This window comes from Limnospira sp. PMC 289.06 (assembly GCF_032350395.1).
GTDB lineage: Bacteria > Cyanobacteriota > Cyanobacteriia > Cyanobacteriales > Microcoleaceae > Limnospira > Limnospira platensis.
Map to the genome: position 1 here is coordinate 3960 of NZ_JARPLC010000090.1, position 12838 is coordinate 16797.

At 45.5% G+C, this 12838-nt stretch carries 12 protein-coding genes and 1 pseudogene; 7 read left to right on the top strand and 6 right to left on the bottom strand.

The genetic code is table 11. The features are described from left to right. Positions 1-180: 180 nt before the first annotated feature. The 5 genes from P5674_RS16930 to bioB all read right to left on the bottom strand — a co-directional run bounded on the left by P5674_RS16930 (position 181) and on the right by bioB (position 5069). Positions 181-1206, bottom strand: a complete 1026-nt coding sequence (locus P5674_RS16930) for an ABC transporter substrate-binding protein (protein ID WP_006617879.1) — start codon at positions 1204-1206, stop codon at positions 181-183. A 113-nt stretch (positions 1207-1319) separates the two neighbouring features. Continuing rightward, entirely contained in the window at positions 1320-2579 is a 1260-nt protein-coding gene (locus P5674_RS16935) for an FAD-dependent hydroxylase (RefSeq protein ID WP_006617878.1), read from the bottom strand. Positions 2580-2837: 258 nt separating this feature from the next. Further along, complete coding sequence (gene lspA / locus P5674_RS16940; RefSeq protein ID WP_006617877.1) at positions 2838-3314, bottom strand: signal peptidase II; 477 nt, start codon at positions 3312-3314, stop codon at positions 2838-2840. 15 nt (positions 3315-3329) lie between these two features. Next, complete coding sequence (locus P5674_RS16945) at positions 3330-3914, bottom strand: biotin transporter BioY (RefSeq protein ID WP_014274060.1); 585 nt, start codon at positions 3912-3914, stop codon at positions 3330-3332. A 3-nt stretch (positions 3915-3917) separates the two neighbouring features. After that, entirely contained in the window at positions 3918-5069 is a 1152-nt protein-coding gene (gene bioB, locus P5674_RS16950; RefSeq protein WP_006617875.1) for a biotin synthase BioB, read from the bottom strand. Positions 5070-5581: 512 nt separating this feature from the next. Here bioB and pstS point away from each other — a divergent pair. The 5 genes from pstS (at position 5582) to pstB (P5674_RS16975) (ending at position 10827) form a co-directional block, all read left to right on the top strand. Beyond that, positions 5582-6658, top strand: a complete 1077-nt coding sequence (gene pstS / locus P5674_RS16955; protein ID WP_152088558.1) for a phosphate ABC transporter substrate-binding protein PstS — start codon at positions 5582-5584, stop codon at positions 6656-6658. A gap of 294 nt (positions 6659-6952) precedes the next feature. After that, entirely contained in the window at positions 6953-7918 is a 966-nt protein-coding gene (gene pstC / locus P5674_RS16960) for a phosphate ABC transporter permease subunit PstC (protein ID WP_152088557.1), read from the top strand. A gap of 80 nt (positions 7919-7998) precedes the next feature. Next, positions 7999-8904: a phosphate ABC transporter permease PstA gene (gene pstA, locus P5674_RS16965; RefSeq protein WP_152088556.1), complete on the top strand. Its 906-nt coding sequence runs from the start codon at positions 7999-8001 to the stop codon at positions 8902-8904. Positions 8905-8971: 67 nt separating this feature from the next. After that, on the top strand, positions 8972-9781 hold the full coding sequence (gene pstB, locus P5674_RS16970; RefSeq protein WP_152088555.1) for a phosphate ABC transporter ATP-binding protein PstB: 810 nt from the start codon (positions 8972-8974) through the stop codon (positions 9779-9781). A gap of 218 nt (positions 9782-9999) precedes the next feature. Then, positions 10000-10827, top strand: coding sequence for a phosphate ABC transporter ATP-binding protein PstB (pstB, locus tag P5674_RS16975; protein ID WP_006617870.1), 828 nt, complete (start codon positions 10000-10002; stop codon positions 10825-10827). A gap of 96 nt (positions 10828-10923) precedes the next feature. Here the strand turns inward: pstB (P5674_RS16975) and P5674_RS16980 are convergent, their stop codons facing one another. Then, on the bottom strand, positions 10924-11091 hold the full coding sequence (locus P5674_RS16980) for an NblA/ycf18 family protein (protein ID WP_006617869.1): 168 nt from the start codon (positions 11089-11091) through the stop codon (positions 10924-10926). Positions 11092-11324: 233 nt separating this feature from the next. Between P5674_RS16980 and P5674_RS16985 the strand changes: the two genes are divergently transcribed. Together P5674_RS16985 and P5674_RS16990 are read left to right on the top strand one after the other, a co-directional pair. Next, positions 11325-11918, top strand: a complete 594-nt coding sequence (locus P5674_RS16985) for a phycobiliprotein lyase (RefSeq protein ID WP_006617868.1) — start codon at positions 11325-11327, stop codon at positions 11916-11918. 114 nt (positions 11919-12032) lie between these two features. Then, positions 12033-12635: pseudogene (locus tag P5674_RS16990) on the top strand (Uma2 family endonuclease). Positions 12636-12838 lie beyond the last annotated feature (203 nt).

Genomic DNA, 12838 nt, shown 5'->3' on the forward strand with positions numbered 1-12838 from the left:
CGGAGGGCGGGTTTATTAATATTGTCGTTGGGAGGCGAGGTCACACCAGAACCCGGAGGGCGGGTTTATTAATATTGTCGTTGGGAGAGTCGGTCACACCAGAACCCGGAGGGCGGGTTTATTAATATTGTCGTTGGGAGGCGAGGTCACACCAGAACCCGCCCCTACAATTATTAATTATTAATTGATAAATCTATCATCTACTGAATTAGAGAATAATGGCACATCATTTATGATACCATACTTCTCGAATTTGGTAGCCATACTTTGCCAGCGATCGCCATCTATTTTTCCTAGGTCATTATCTGTAATCCCCGCAGTTACATAATTAGCCACCTGTTTCAGAGACGCTATTTGATAATCTAAATCATCATACTCTCCCCCGGTTTCTGCATAATTACTCACAATAATTTCCGCCGCCTTTTCCACATCATCCAAAGCCAGCCGCCAACCCGCAAATGTCACCTCTAAAAATGTATGCACTATTTCCGGGTGATACTGTAATAGTTTATTATGGGCAAAAATCACCTGAACATAGGCATCATAACCATAATCACTAAACTTCATGGTATTAGGTGTAATTCCCGTTTTAGCAGCAAATCCAATCGGTTCATCTACAATATAACATTGCACAGCATCCACATCACCCCTCAGTAGCAGATCATGTTTTTCCTCTCCTGAAACTAGGATAACTTCGATTTCATCGGACCCAATGTTATTATGACCCATAACCATTTGCATAATCGAGTAACTTTCCCCCTGCATCGCTACCCGTTTTCCAATTAAATCCTGTAGGTCATAAATCTGACTATTTGGCATCGACATTAACCCCAAAGGGGAATTTTGGAACATCGTAGCTATAGCTTTTATAGGTTTACCCGCAATTTGGGCATTCATAATAATATCCTGTTCACCGCAACCAATCATCGCCGGATTTTCAGCTACTTGATTAGTCACAATCATCGCAGTTTCTCCCGGTAGAATTTCTACCGCCAAACCACTGCTTTTATAGAGATTATAATAATCAGCCAGCAACACCCCAGCAAATTGGGCGTTATATTTCCAGTCTAACTGCATAATAATTTGATGGGCGTGTGTAACTAACTCATTAGCAGCCACAGCAGCCGGACTTCTCAGCTTATCTAGCAGTAAAGACCCCCCCAGAAAAGCAGAAGTTTTGAAAAAATGGCGGCGATTGATGATCATGGTCTAAATTACTTATATATAGCGATCGCATTTAAGATACTCCCCCCTTGGGAAAACATCAACCCCTCAGCATCACCCCCCACCCCATAATTGATAACTCCCTATTGACTTAATTACTTACACTCAGTAATTTGGGGCGCGCGTCCAAATAATCCCGTCATTATTCGTAAAGACAAATAACGCAAAGGTCGGATTTTTTTTAAGCCCCACAGTCCCCAACGACGCAAGATAACTTGAGGTCGCCAATTCCCCGAAAACATCCGATCCAGAAAATCCGTAAACCCCAAAATTAGCAGGTTTTCTCCCCGCCGCCATTTCTGATATCGGTTCAGAGTTTTTAGGTCGCCAATATCTTCACCCGCTTGATAAGCCTTTTTCACAATTTCGGCGATCGCACCAGCATCACGAATCCCCATATTTAACCCTTGACCTCCCACCGGGTGACAACAATGGGCTGCATCTCCCACTAAAGCTAATCTATGATTAACATAGCGATCGCTTTGCATTAATTGCACTGGAAACACTATGCGATCGCTCAATAATTCCAACCGCCCCAAAACTCCACCCGTCCGATATTCTAGCAACTCCAAAAACTCCCCTTTATCCATTTTTTGCCACTCATGGGCTTGGCTATGGGGCGCAGTTAACACCACTTGACAGCGATTCCCCGGTAGCGGTAAAACTCCCATCGGTCCGCTTGACCAGAATTTTTCAAACGCTACATTATTATGATGTTTTTCCGTTTGAATCGTAAACGCTATACAGGACTGCCAATATTTCCAGCCTTTCGTATTGATTCCACAGGCTTCACGTAAGGGAGATTTTGCACCATCAGCCGCCATAACTAGCCGCGCTTTAATAGTCTTAACTTCTTCCCCAGTTTCTACCTCGATTTCCGCGCGATCGCTATAATAACTTACTTGTTTGACTCTCCCTGGACACCACCAATGCACCTCCGCGCAATCTTCCAGAAACCTTTGCATTGCTGTTAGGATAACCGAATGTTCCCCCACATATCCTAACGCCTCAGTCCCTAAGTCCGTCGTTTCAAAATTAATCACATTTGGATGATCGTTATCACTCAGACTAATTTGATAAAATGTCGTGATTTTTGGTAGAATATCTCCCCATACCCCGATCTGATCTAAAATTCGCCCCGTTTGTAACGTTAAAGCATAGGCTTGGCGACGACTCGCGGCGATCGCTTTTGGTTGAGGTTCAATTAGTGCTATTCTTAGCCCGGAATTTTTTAGGCTACACGCTACTGTCGCCCCCACAATACCACCACCCACAATCGCTATATCATAGTCTCCCTCACCCTTCACCGATTCTGCTATTATCGATTCTGCTGCTAACAATTCACTTACTCCCATTGGCCCGATATTACACTCAATGCTCCACTTTTATCTATCATACATACTATATTGTTAAGTTTTGTAACAAAAAATTAAGAAATGTTAAAAATTTTCGCTTTTTGGGGAGGGGGGTTGCTTTTGGCGCTGACTTGCGCTATACTTTTATCATAATGGGATGGTTGCAATTTTTTTATTTTTGGCAATTTCTTATTATTAAGAATATGTCAATATTATAACAGAAACCGCCCGCCCATGTCAACCCCTTTACCAGAAAAATTATGGGTGAGAATGGGGCTTAAAAGCAGCGATCAGCAAACAGATAATGCCGACATTAATAGAAATATCAGCCACATTAAAAACAGGAAATTGAATCAGGCGGAAATCGAAGAAATCGACCACATGACCAGAAACAAAGCGATCGATACCGTTACCCAAAGCGCCGCCAAGAATCAAACCATATCCCCACTGTTCCCAGGAAATAAACCGAGGGCCAAACCAAGCCCAAAGCATTAATCCCAGACTAACCAGCAGAGACAGCCAACGCAGCCAATAAACACCGCCATTGCTAAACAAACTAAAAGCCGCCCCAGTATTAACCACATAGGTAATATGAAAAATACCCGGTAAAATGGGGACAGTTTGGGGAGGGGTAGTCAACTCAAAAGTCTGCACCACCCAAAACTTAGTCAAATGGTCTATCACCAAACTGATAGTGGCAGCTATCCAAAAAGTCGAGTTTTTTTTAAATCCCATGGAGGATAATTTTAATTAATAAAACATTAGCCCCCGGAGGACATAGGATATAACAGTTACCGCACAAGCCACAGCCAACTGACCACCGAGGGGAGTAAGAGAATAGCTGTGAATAGCCGTCATTAGTGGAATCATGCGATCGCCAACATTATTCATCAAATGAGTAGCAACCAGATAAAGTATCCCCACCAAGTGAATAGAAATCAATCCACACAGACAGCTAAACCCCAGCAATTCCAACTTAGGATGATTACGAAAAGCCAAAAAACCACAGACCCAACCACCGGGAACAAAACCCAATAGATAGCCAAAGGTAGGCTCTGCGAGGTAGCCGAACCCCCCTCCTTGGGAAAAAACAGGTAAAACCGTCAAACCCAAGGCGAGATAGGCAATTTGAGACATAGCAGCCGCATTTTTGCCTCCCATACAGCCCACCAGTAGAACCGCTCCGATCTGATAGGTAACACCCAAGGAATGTATCTGAATGTTAGGCTGACTCCAAAGGCTAGAGGGGTCGGTGACAAACGCTTCCAAGAAGGTGCCACCGATAGTCAGAAGTACGCCAATGATCGCCCATAAAAATTCAACTGGTGGTATCAATTGTCAGGGAGTTATACTTGAGGTTGTGGTCTGGTGTTTTTGGTCTGGTTTTTGTCCGGGAATAGGAGCCTCTCCACCCTCAAGACCAAGAGACTCTAACATAGCCCGATCGCTTTCAGGGGGTTGGCCCATAGTAGTTAGATAATGTCCAATCAGCATGGCATTAATCCCCGCTTTCAGACCTAACGCTTGTAATTCTCCCATAACAGCTTCCCGTCCCCCTGCATATCGCAAAATTTGCTCTGGGAGGAGTAGGCGAAAAATAGCGATCGCCTTGAGCGCTTCATATGGGTCAAGACGGGAGCGCCCCCCCAAAGGAGTTCCTTCACGGGGGTTCAGTAAATTAATCGGAACCGACTCTACCTCAAGTTCCCGCAATGCTAAAGCCAGGTCAACACGGTCTTCCCAGCTTTCTCCCATACCGATAATGCCACCCGTACAGGCTTGAATACCAGCAGCCTTGATATTTTTCACAGTTTGAACGCGATCGTCCCAACTATGACTCGTCACAATATTACCGTAAAACTTTTCGGAAGATTCCAGATTGTGATTATACCTAGTCACACCCGCTTCCGCCAAAGCCTGAGCCTGTTGTGGGGTAATTTCTCCCAAAGCACAACAGGGTTTAATAGAAGTTTCCGCCTGAATGCGGCGAACTGTCTCCAGGATCTGTTCAAATTCATTAGACTTAGGGCTATTGTACTTAATACCCCGTCCCTGAGAAACCAAACAAAACCTTTTAGCCCCAGCTTCTTCCGCAGCTTTCGCCTGAGCCAGAATTTCCTCTGGGGATTTTAGCCCATAAATCGGCGAATTTTCCCCAGGGTGGTGAACCGACTGGGAGCAGAAACTGCAATTTTCCGAACAGTTCCCCGACTTGACATTAATAATGCTACATAAATCTACCATTGTGCCACAACAGGCTTGACGTACTCGGTCCGCCGCCTCGCACAGCAGTAGAATATGATCATTTCCTTCGATTTCAGTCAGTGCGATCGCCTCTTCTCGACCAATGCGATCGCCCCCAATTACCCGGTCAGCCAGGGAATTGAGCCACTGCGATAGTTGCTCTGTTGTCTGACTCCTCGGTGTGAGCGACCAATACTCAGCATTGAGTTCGGACTGACGGTTAGTTGATGGCAGTGCTTGAACCACGATTAAGCCTTAAACTGCGTAATTACCTTAATCTCCCCATCGTACCATCATCTCACCCCAAGCTCAATGGCAACCCCACCCCGTGGCCATAGATTGCAATTGTTAATTATTCATTAATTTTCCTCCCTCTGGTAAAGTTAGGTGCTACTAAAATTTATCAATCTCCCCACAGCTCAGACTAAATAAGCCGCCTTTCTTTGACATAAGATGTTCCCCCCAATTAGAATTTAATAAAAACAGCACCATACCAGCCACCTATAGTCAAGTTAGCCTTGATTAAGATTAGTTTAAGGTTAGGTTATCCTTGACAGCAAAACCAAGTTAAGCTAAATCTTTAGATTTTTTTCTAACCACCAACTCCCCTTGTGGAGTCATCAATCTTGTGGTAATTTCTTGTGTAGGTATCGGGCTTAAAGTCTGTTTTTGTACCTGAGTATCAAATTAAACCAGAACCTTAATCGGTTATTGTTCATCTGATTTCCTAGTCGTTTCACCAAGTGGACGTATTTTTCATGGTTCTCAATCGCAAAGTCCTTTTAGCAGTAGCCTCCCTACCAATACTATTAGGAGCCACCGCCTGCGCTCCTGGCCCCCAAGATGGAGAAACTCGCGGCCAAAGAATATCCATTAGCGGCGCTGGGGCGACCTTTCCCGCCCCCATATTTCAACGTTGGTTTGATGCCTATAACCGCCAGGTAGACCCCAACGTACAAGTTAGTTATCAGTCCGTAGGTAGTGGAGCCGGTTTAGAGCAATACATCAACGGCACAGTAGACTTCGGAGCCAGTGAAGCACCGATCACAGACTCAGCCGATCGCACAGCATCCTTCATCGCCGCCCACGGCCACGATCCCATTCAAATTCCCATGACCGGAGGGTTTATTTCCTTCTCCTATAACCTCCCAGGAATTGATAACCTCCAACTCCGCCTATCCCGGCAAGCCTACTGTGGTATCGTGACCGGACAGATTACTCAATGGACTGATCCGGCGATCGCAGCCGATAACCCCAACCTCAATCTTCCTAACCTACCCATTGTCTTCGCTCACCGTTCCGACGGTAGTGGAACCACCTTTGTATTTACCAACCACATTAATACAATCTGTCCTGACTGGCCTGCTGGTGCCGGCACCTCCGTAGACTGGCCCATAGGTATTGGCGGTCAAGGAAACGAAGGTGTTGCCGCCTCCATTCAACAAAACGAGGGAGCCATTGGCTACCTATCTTATGCCTATGCAGCCCTCAACGACATTGACTCAGCCGTAATCGAAAACCAAGCCGGAAACTTTATCGCCCCATCTCCAGAAGCAGCAGCTAAAGCCTTACTTGATGAACCCGTACCCGATAACTTTGCTTTGCTAGTTCCTGACCCCTCCGGTGCTGAGTCTTACCCCATTGTCGGTCTAGTTTGGGTGATGATCTATCAAAACTATGAAGACGATGCCAAATGGCAAGCCATGCGTCAGGTTTTTGAATGGTCCTTGGGTCCAGAAGGTAGAGCCTTAGCAGAAGAACTCCTTTTCGTTCCCACCCCTGATCCTTTAGTAGAAAGGATTAAAGCCGTCTTTGACACCATCAACGCCAACTAACAGAATCCCTTAGATAATTCAGGAGTTCCATATTTTTGGTACTCCCATTACCGAAACTTTTCTGTAGTTGGGATATATAGCCCAGAGTGTGGGTGTAGTCACAAGCCACTCAGTTAGCCTTTTCCTGTTCCATGGATAACTGATAACTACTCCCACACTTCCCTAGTCCCAGCGATCGCTCTTTCCTGTAAATACCCCGTACCGTGCGTCACAGCACAAACTTGGTTGGTTTCCCCAATAGCTGATCCAATGTGACCCACCCTACGTCATTCCAAGAGGAGACAAAACAACATCATGACCCTGGCTGATCCATTAAATCAATTACCCAGCCGTAGCCTCGAAAAACGAACCAGCACCATTCGAGTCATCGATATCGGCTTTTGGGGATTAACCCTACTCCTGGCTATTGGTGCCGGAGCCGTTTTACTTTGGGTAATCGTACAAACCGCCATCGAAGCTACCCCCGCCATTCGCGAATTTGGTCTCGGTTTTTTAGTCAGTACAACCTGGAACCCCGTAACCAACGTATATGGCGTACTACCCCAAATTTATGGAACCTTAGTTACCGCCTTTATCGCCCTACTAATTGCCATTCCCCTGGGCATTGGTGTCGCCATCTTCCTCACCGAAGGCTTTGCTCCTAAATGGGTGACAACTCCCATCGCCTTTGCGATCGAGCTAATTGTCGCCATCCCCAGCGTCGTTTTAGGCATTTGGGGGATTTTTGTCCTCATTCCAGTCATCAGACCCCTTTTTAGATTTCTCAACAGCTACTTCGGCTGGATTCCCTTTTTCGGTGGCGCTACCCCCTCCGGTAATAACCTCTTACTGGTCGGTTTAGTCCTATCCATTATGATTGTCCCCATTATCATCTCCATCACCCGTAGCACCTTTGAAGTTTTACCCAGAGACCTCCGCAATGGTTCCCTCGCCTTAGGAGCCACCCGCTGGGAAACCATTATCAGAGTCCTTATCCCCGCCGGCTTATCTGGCATTATCAGTTCCGTCATGTTGGGAATGGGTCGCGCCATGGGTGAAACCATGGTATCCGCCATGCTAGTCGGTAACGCTAACCGCATTGACATATCATGGTTACAGCCCGGAGCAACTATTACAGGTCTCATCGCCTCCCAATTTGGCGAAGCCGGACGCACCCAAGTAGCCGCCCTCATGTACGCAGGTTTAGTCCTGATGATGCTATCCCTCGTCGTCAATATTTTGGCGGAACTCGTAATTCGTCGATTTCAGAATATTGAGTAAGGTTTCTGACCTTGACCTTAGTTTCTTGACCTTAGTTTTTGGTTCAGTCAATCCCCCACTAAGTTTAGCAAACATAAATTATGGATAATCCAGGTCGTCAGCCTTCCTTTCCTTCTGAAGGCGATAGTTTCGATATTAGCGAGAAAACCATGGCCCGCCATCGCCGCCTCTTCGGACGGATATTAACCGTATTAACCATGGTCTTTGCCGCCACAGTCATCATTCCCTTGCTGTGGGTTCTCGTTAGCGTCTTTCAAAAAGGCGCAGGCGCTTTAGTCTTTCCCGATATCTTCACTAAATTACCACCCCCTCCCGGTCTCTCTGAGGGCGGTTTTGGTCATGCCATTATCGGTAGCTTCATGACCCTCGGAATTGCTACCATGATTGCCGTTCCCTTTGGTGTCATTGCCGCTATTTATCTAGCCGAGTTCGGTCGCGGTACTAAGTTAGCCTACTTGGTCAAGTTCTCCTGTAACGTACTCACCGGCGTTCCCGCCATTTTATGTGGCTTATTTGCTTACTCCATTGTCGTCAAACCCATGGGAGGATTTTCCGCTTTTTCTGGTGGGGTCGCTTTGGCTGTCTTGATGTTACCCATTATTATTCGCTCTACCGAAGAAGCCTTGTTATTGGTTCCTAATGAAATGCGGTTAGCTGCAACCGGTATTGGTGCCAACCGATTTCAAACTGTCGTTCAAATTGTCTTACCCGCCGCCCTAACTTCTATTGTCACCGGTGTTGTTCTCTCTGTCGCCCGCGCCGCCGGAGAAGCCGCACCCTTACTGTTTACCTCCTTTAACAATAACTTCTGGGCGGCTAATGTTTGGGAACCAGTTTCTACCTTACCTATCTTGATTTACTTTTTCTCGATTATTCCCTACAAAGCCTCTCAGGCTTTGGCTTGGGCTGCCGCCTTGGTATTGTTGTCACTTGTCCTCATTTTCAGTGTTTTAGCCCGCTTTTTTAGCAGGAAAAAAGCATTTTAATTTAACTAGCTTGTTAACTCGCCTATTCTGCCTCAATGTTCTTTTAGCTTGACTAATTGGAGAAACCATGCAACAATATATTGATGATGTGTCCGTAAATACTAGGCGCATTTTTGAGATTAAAAATCTATCCGTTTACTACAGTGGCACGATCGCTCTCCGGGATGTTAATATGGATATCCTAGAGCGTAAAATTACCGCCTTTATTGGCCCCTCTGGCTGTGGTAAAAGTACCCTCCTGCGCTGCTTTAACCGCACTAATGACCTGGTTCCCGGTGCTGAGGTTAAAGGACTTTTGAATTACCGAGGTCAACCCCTCTATCACAAGGGAGTTGATCCGGTCGTTGTCCGCCGCCGCATTGGTATGGTCTTTCAGCAGCCTAACCCTTTCCCTAAGACTATTTATGATAATGTCGCCTATGGTTTGCGGGTAAATGGCATTAAAGATAACCTAGAGGAGAGGGTCGAGAAAGCCCTACGCAGCGCCGCCCTCTGGGATGAAGTGAAGGATAATCTTAAAAAGTTGGGGACTTCTCTATCGGGAGGACAGCAGCAACGTTTATGTATCGCTAGGGCGATCGCTGTTCAACCCGATGTTATTTTGATGGATGAACCCTGTTCCGCTTTAGACCCGATTTCTACCATGCGAATTGAAGATTTGATGGCTGAACTCAAGCAACATTATACCATTGTCATTGTTACCCATAATATGCAGCAGGCTTCTCGCGTAGCTGATTATACCGCCTTCTTTAACGCCGAAGCCCTAGAAGGTGGTAAGCGGGTTGGTTATCTAGTCGAAGTAGATACCACTGAAAACATTTTTTCCTGTCCCCAAGACCAGCGAACTCATGATTATGTCAGTGGTCGTTTTGGCTAAACCGTAAACCTCAATATATAGCAATATTACATGATGATGGGTAAAATTCAACCTGTTCCCCCCGGACTTCCATCCGGCGGCGGTGATATTCACGGTTATACTTATTAACTCTCATCACTCGGCTATATATCCAATTAATTCCCCAACTCTAGTAATCCAGTTTTTGGGGTTCGATTTGTACCTAATAAATTACTCAACAATTCAGGAGTTAACTGCTGATGATGGATGCGAGTATTCCCGATACTGCTAATTTGACTGATACCGATATAGTTATCCATGCTCAAAATCTTGATGTTTTCTATGGGGATTTTAAGGCGGTTCGTGGCGTGACTATGGACATTCTTAAAAAACGGGTAACCGCTTTTATTGGACCCTCTGGCTGTGGTAAAACTACTATTCTCCGCTGCTTTAATCGCATTAATGATTTGATTCCAGGCTTTAGGTTGTCCGGGAATATTTACTATCAGGGTCAGAATTTATACGATCCAATTGTCGATCCTGTCCAAGTGCGAAGACAAATTGGTATGGTCTTTCAGAAGCCTAACCCCTTCCCTAAGTCTATTTATGAAAATATCGCCTATGGGGTGCGCGTCAATGGTTTGGCTAAGTCCAAAGGTGATATGGATGAAATTGTAGAGCGATCGCTTCGTCAGGCTGTACTCTGGGATGAAGTCAAAGATAAACTCCGACAAAGTGGTTTGGCTTTGTCTGGGGGTCAACAACAACGTCTATGTATTGCGCGCGCTGTTTCCGTTCAACCTGATGTAATTCTCATGGATGAACCTTGCTCCGCTTTAGACCCCATTTCTACCATGCGGATTGAAGAACTTATTGTTGAACTCAAACAACAATACACTATTATTATCGTTACCCATAATATGCAGCAAGCAACTAGGGTCGCCGATATGACTGCCTTTTTTAACGCCAAAGCCGAAGATGGTAGCAAGCGTTTTGGCTACCTGGTCGAGTTTAGCGATACTCATAGTCTTTTCCAAAATCCCCAACAAGAAGCCACACAACAATATGTTAGTGGTCGCTTTGGTTAAGCATAACCTATTCCCAAGAGGTCAGAGGCTACTTAACTTAATCAGCCCTTTCTGACCTCCCTCTGGTTGTGGTGATTGGTTGATGGTGTTTTGAGGCTATGCGCCTTTCATCCAGTTTTTCAGTAAATTATCCTTGACCATCCCTTGGCGAAATACCTCAATTAAATACTCCTGAGCTTCTTCTAAACTTAGGTGTTTGACTTGTTCCTGGAGAACCTTGAGCTTGAATTGTTGCTCTATGCTTAGATTTCCTGGGGTTTGCATTGTTCGCTCCTCCTCTGAAATTCTAGGGGTGAGAGTACGGTTTTGGGTCAAACCGTAACTTTTGTTTACCTGGAATGTAAATTATCGTAACATACACTTGACAATCTGTCCATGATGGACATTTAGGCACTAATCTATTTAACAAAACTTTGGATTTTCCGATCTGATAGCCACAGACTCAGCCCTAACTGCCATAAAATAAACGGATAGCCGTCAGACTGGAGATTAAGCTAATGGATGCTATAGAATTTTTTAATATGAGTGCCGGAAGATGGCGATCGCTAAGGACGACCCATCACCTAGCTTTTCGTCAAGCCGAAAAAGGATTTTCCGATATTAATGTAACCTCCCTTACCGCTGAGGACCCCCAGGTAGCCGAGATCTGCAAAATGCACGATATTGACCCGAGTTTGGCGGCGGGGGGGGCTCATGTCACCTGGAATGGCGAAATGGCTTGGGATAAGGAAGACGAAAACCATAAGGGTTCTACCGTATTTGCGATCGTACCAGACCCAGACGATCCGCGCCGGGGTCGAATGCTGCGGGAAAGGGGTTATGCGGAAATTGTCCCGGTGATTGGACGTTTTGAAATGGACGAAGAGGACGGCTTAACCTTAATAACCGAATATGAAACCATGAGTTCTATTGAACGCTTTTGGTTTGTTGGTTCTAATGTTAGAATGCGATCGAGTGCCGTCAAGCGGTTCGGAGGCTTCAACACCTCCACCTTCTGCACAGAAATCCGCATCGACTCTGATTCTAACACAACCACAACTTCCGAAGCCGAAAAACCATCTGCTGGTTTTATCTCAGCTTTGGGTTGGTAAAACCGTAACCCCCCTGAAGTCGAAAGATTTTCAGGGGGGGTTAGTGTTGGTGTTTTAGCAGCTACTAACTGCCTGGATCTCAATAACCCATTCAGAAACCATTATACCATAGCCATGACATCTATAACCACCGACAAAACATATACTTTTGAAGACTACCTCAAATATGACGATGGCACAGACAACCATTATGAATTAGTCAATGGACAATTAGAAATCATAAACCCACCAACCATCCGACATTTGCTGATCGCCGATTTTATCCGGGATACTTTGAAAGCCGAAATAAGTCGGATTAATTCACCTTGGTTGTGTTTGAAAGAAGCCGGGGTGAGAACCTCACCGAGGAAGTCGCGATTGATGGATGTCTGTGTCGTTTCCAGAGAAAAAGTTGTAGAATTGTTGGATGAATCTGCCGTTTTTTAAACTCCACCCCTCCTAGTGGTGGAAGTAGTCAGTCCCGAATCCGTAAACCGAGATTATAGGTACAAAAGAACCGAATATGCGGCGGCGGAAATCCCGGAATATTGGATTGTAGATCCGATGTTAAATAAGATATCGGTTTTGCGGCTGGATGAGGGTTTATATGAAGAAACTGTTTTGACGGACAATCAACAAATAGTCTCGCAAGTTTTCCCAGAATTAAGGTTAAATATCGGAGATATTTTCGCAGCGGGCAATATTTTCACCTCCCCCGAAAATCCCCCCCAATCCTAAAAATCGGGGTTATATCAGCCACGGAAACATTTAATAAACGGGGTTTCTAGTAGGTTGGGTGGAGCGATCGCGAAACCCAACACAGTCGGCTAGGCTGGGGGTGGTTAAGTTTTTGTGGAGTTTCCTGGGTTCACATAACCTACTGATTTGTTGGGTTTCCTGCGTTCACCCAACCTACTAAGATGTTGGGTTTCCTGCGTTCA

Bases quoted from the DNA above. Each gene is read 5' to 3' on its own strand.
- lspA (WP_006617877.1), bottom strand. From the start codon at position 3,314: ATGGGATTTAAAAAAAACTCGACTTTTTGGATAGCTGCCACTATCAGT.
- pstB (WP_152088555.1), top strand. From the start codon at position 8,972: ATGCAACAATATATTGATGATGTGTCCGTAAATACTAGGCGCATTTTT.
- P5674_RS16980 (WP_006617869.1), bottom strand. From the start codon at position 11,091: ATGCAAACCCCAGGAAATCTAAGCATAGAGCAACAATTCAAGCTCAAG.
- P5674_RS16935 (WP_006617878.1), bottom strand. From the start codon at position 2,579: ATGGGAGTAAGTGAATTGTTAGCAGCAGAATCGATAATAGCAGAATCG.
- P5674_RS16985 (WP_006617868.1), top strand. From the start codon at position 11,325: ATGGATGCTATAGAATTTTTTAATATGAGTGCCGGAAGATGGCGATCG.
- pstC (WP_152088557.1), top strand. From the start codon at position 6,953: ATGACCCTGGCTGATCCATTAAATCAATTACCCAGCCGTAGCCTCGAA.
- pstA (WP_152088556.1), top strand. From the start codon at position 7,999: ATGGATAATCCAGGTCGTCAGCCTTCCTTTCCTTCTGAAGGCGATAGT.
- pstB (WP_006617870.1), top strand. From the start codon at position 10,000: ATGATGGATGCGAGTATTCCCGATACTGCTAATTTGACTGATACCGAT.
- pstS (WP_152088558.1), top strand. From the start codon at position 5,582: ATGGTTCTCAATCGCAAAGTCCTTTTAGCAGTAGCCTCCCTACCAATA.
- P5674_RS16930 (WP_006617879.1), bottom strand. From the start codon at position 1,206: ATGATCATCAATCGCCGCCATTTTTTCAAAACTTCTGCTTTTCTGGGG.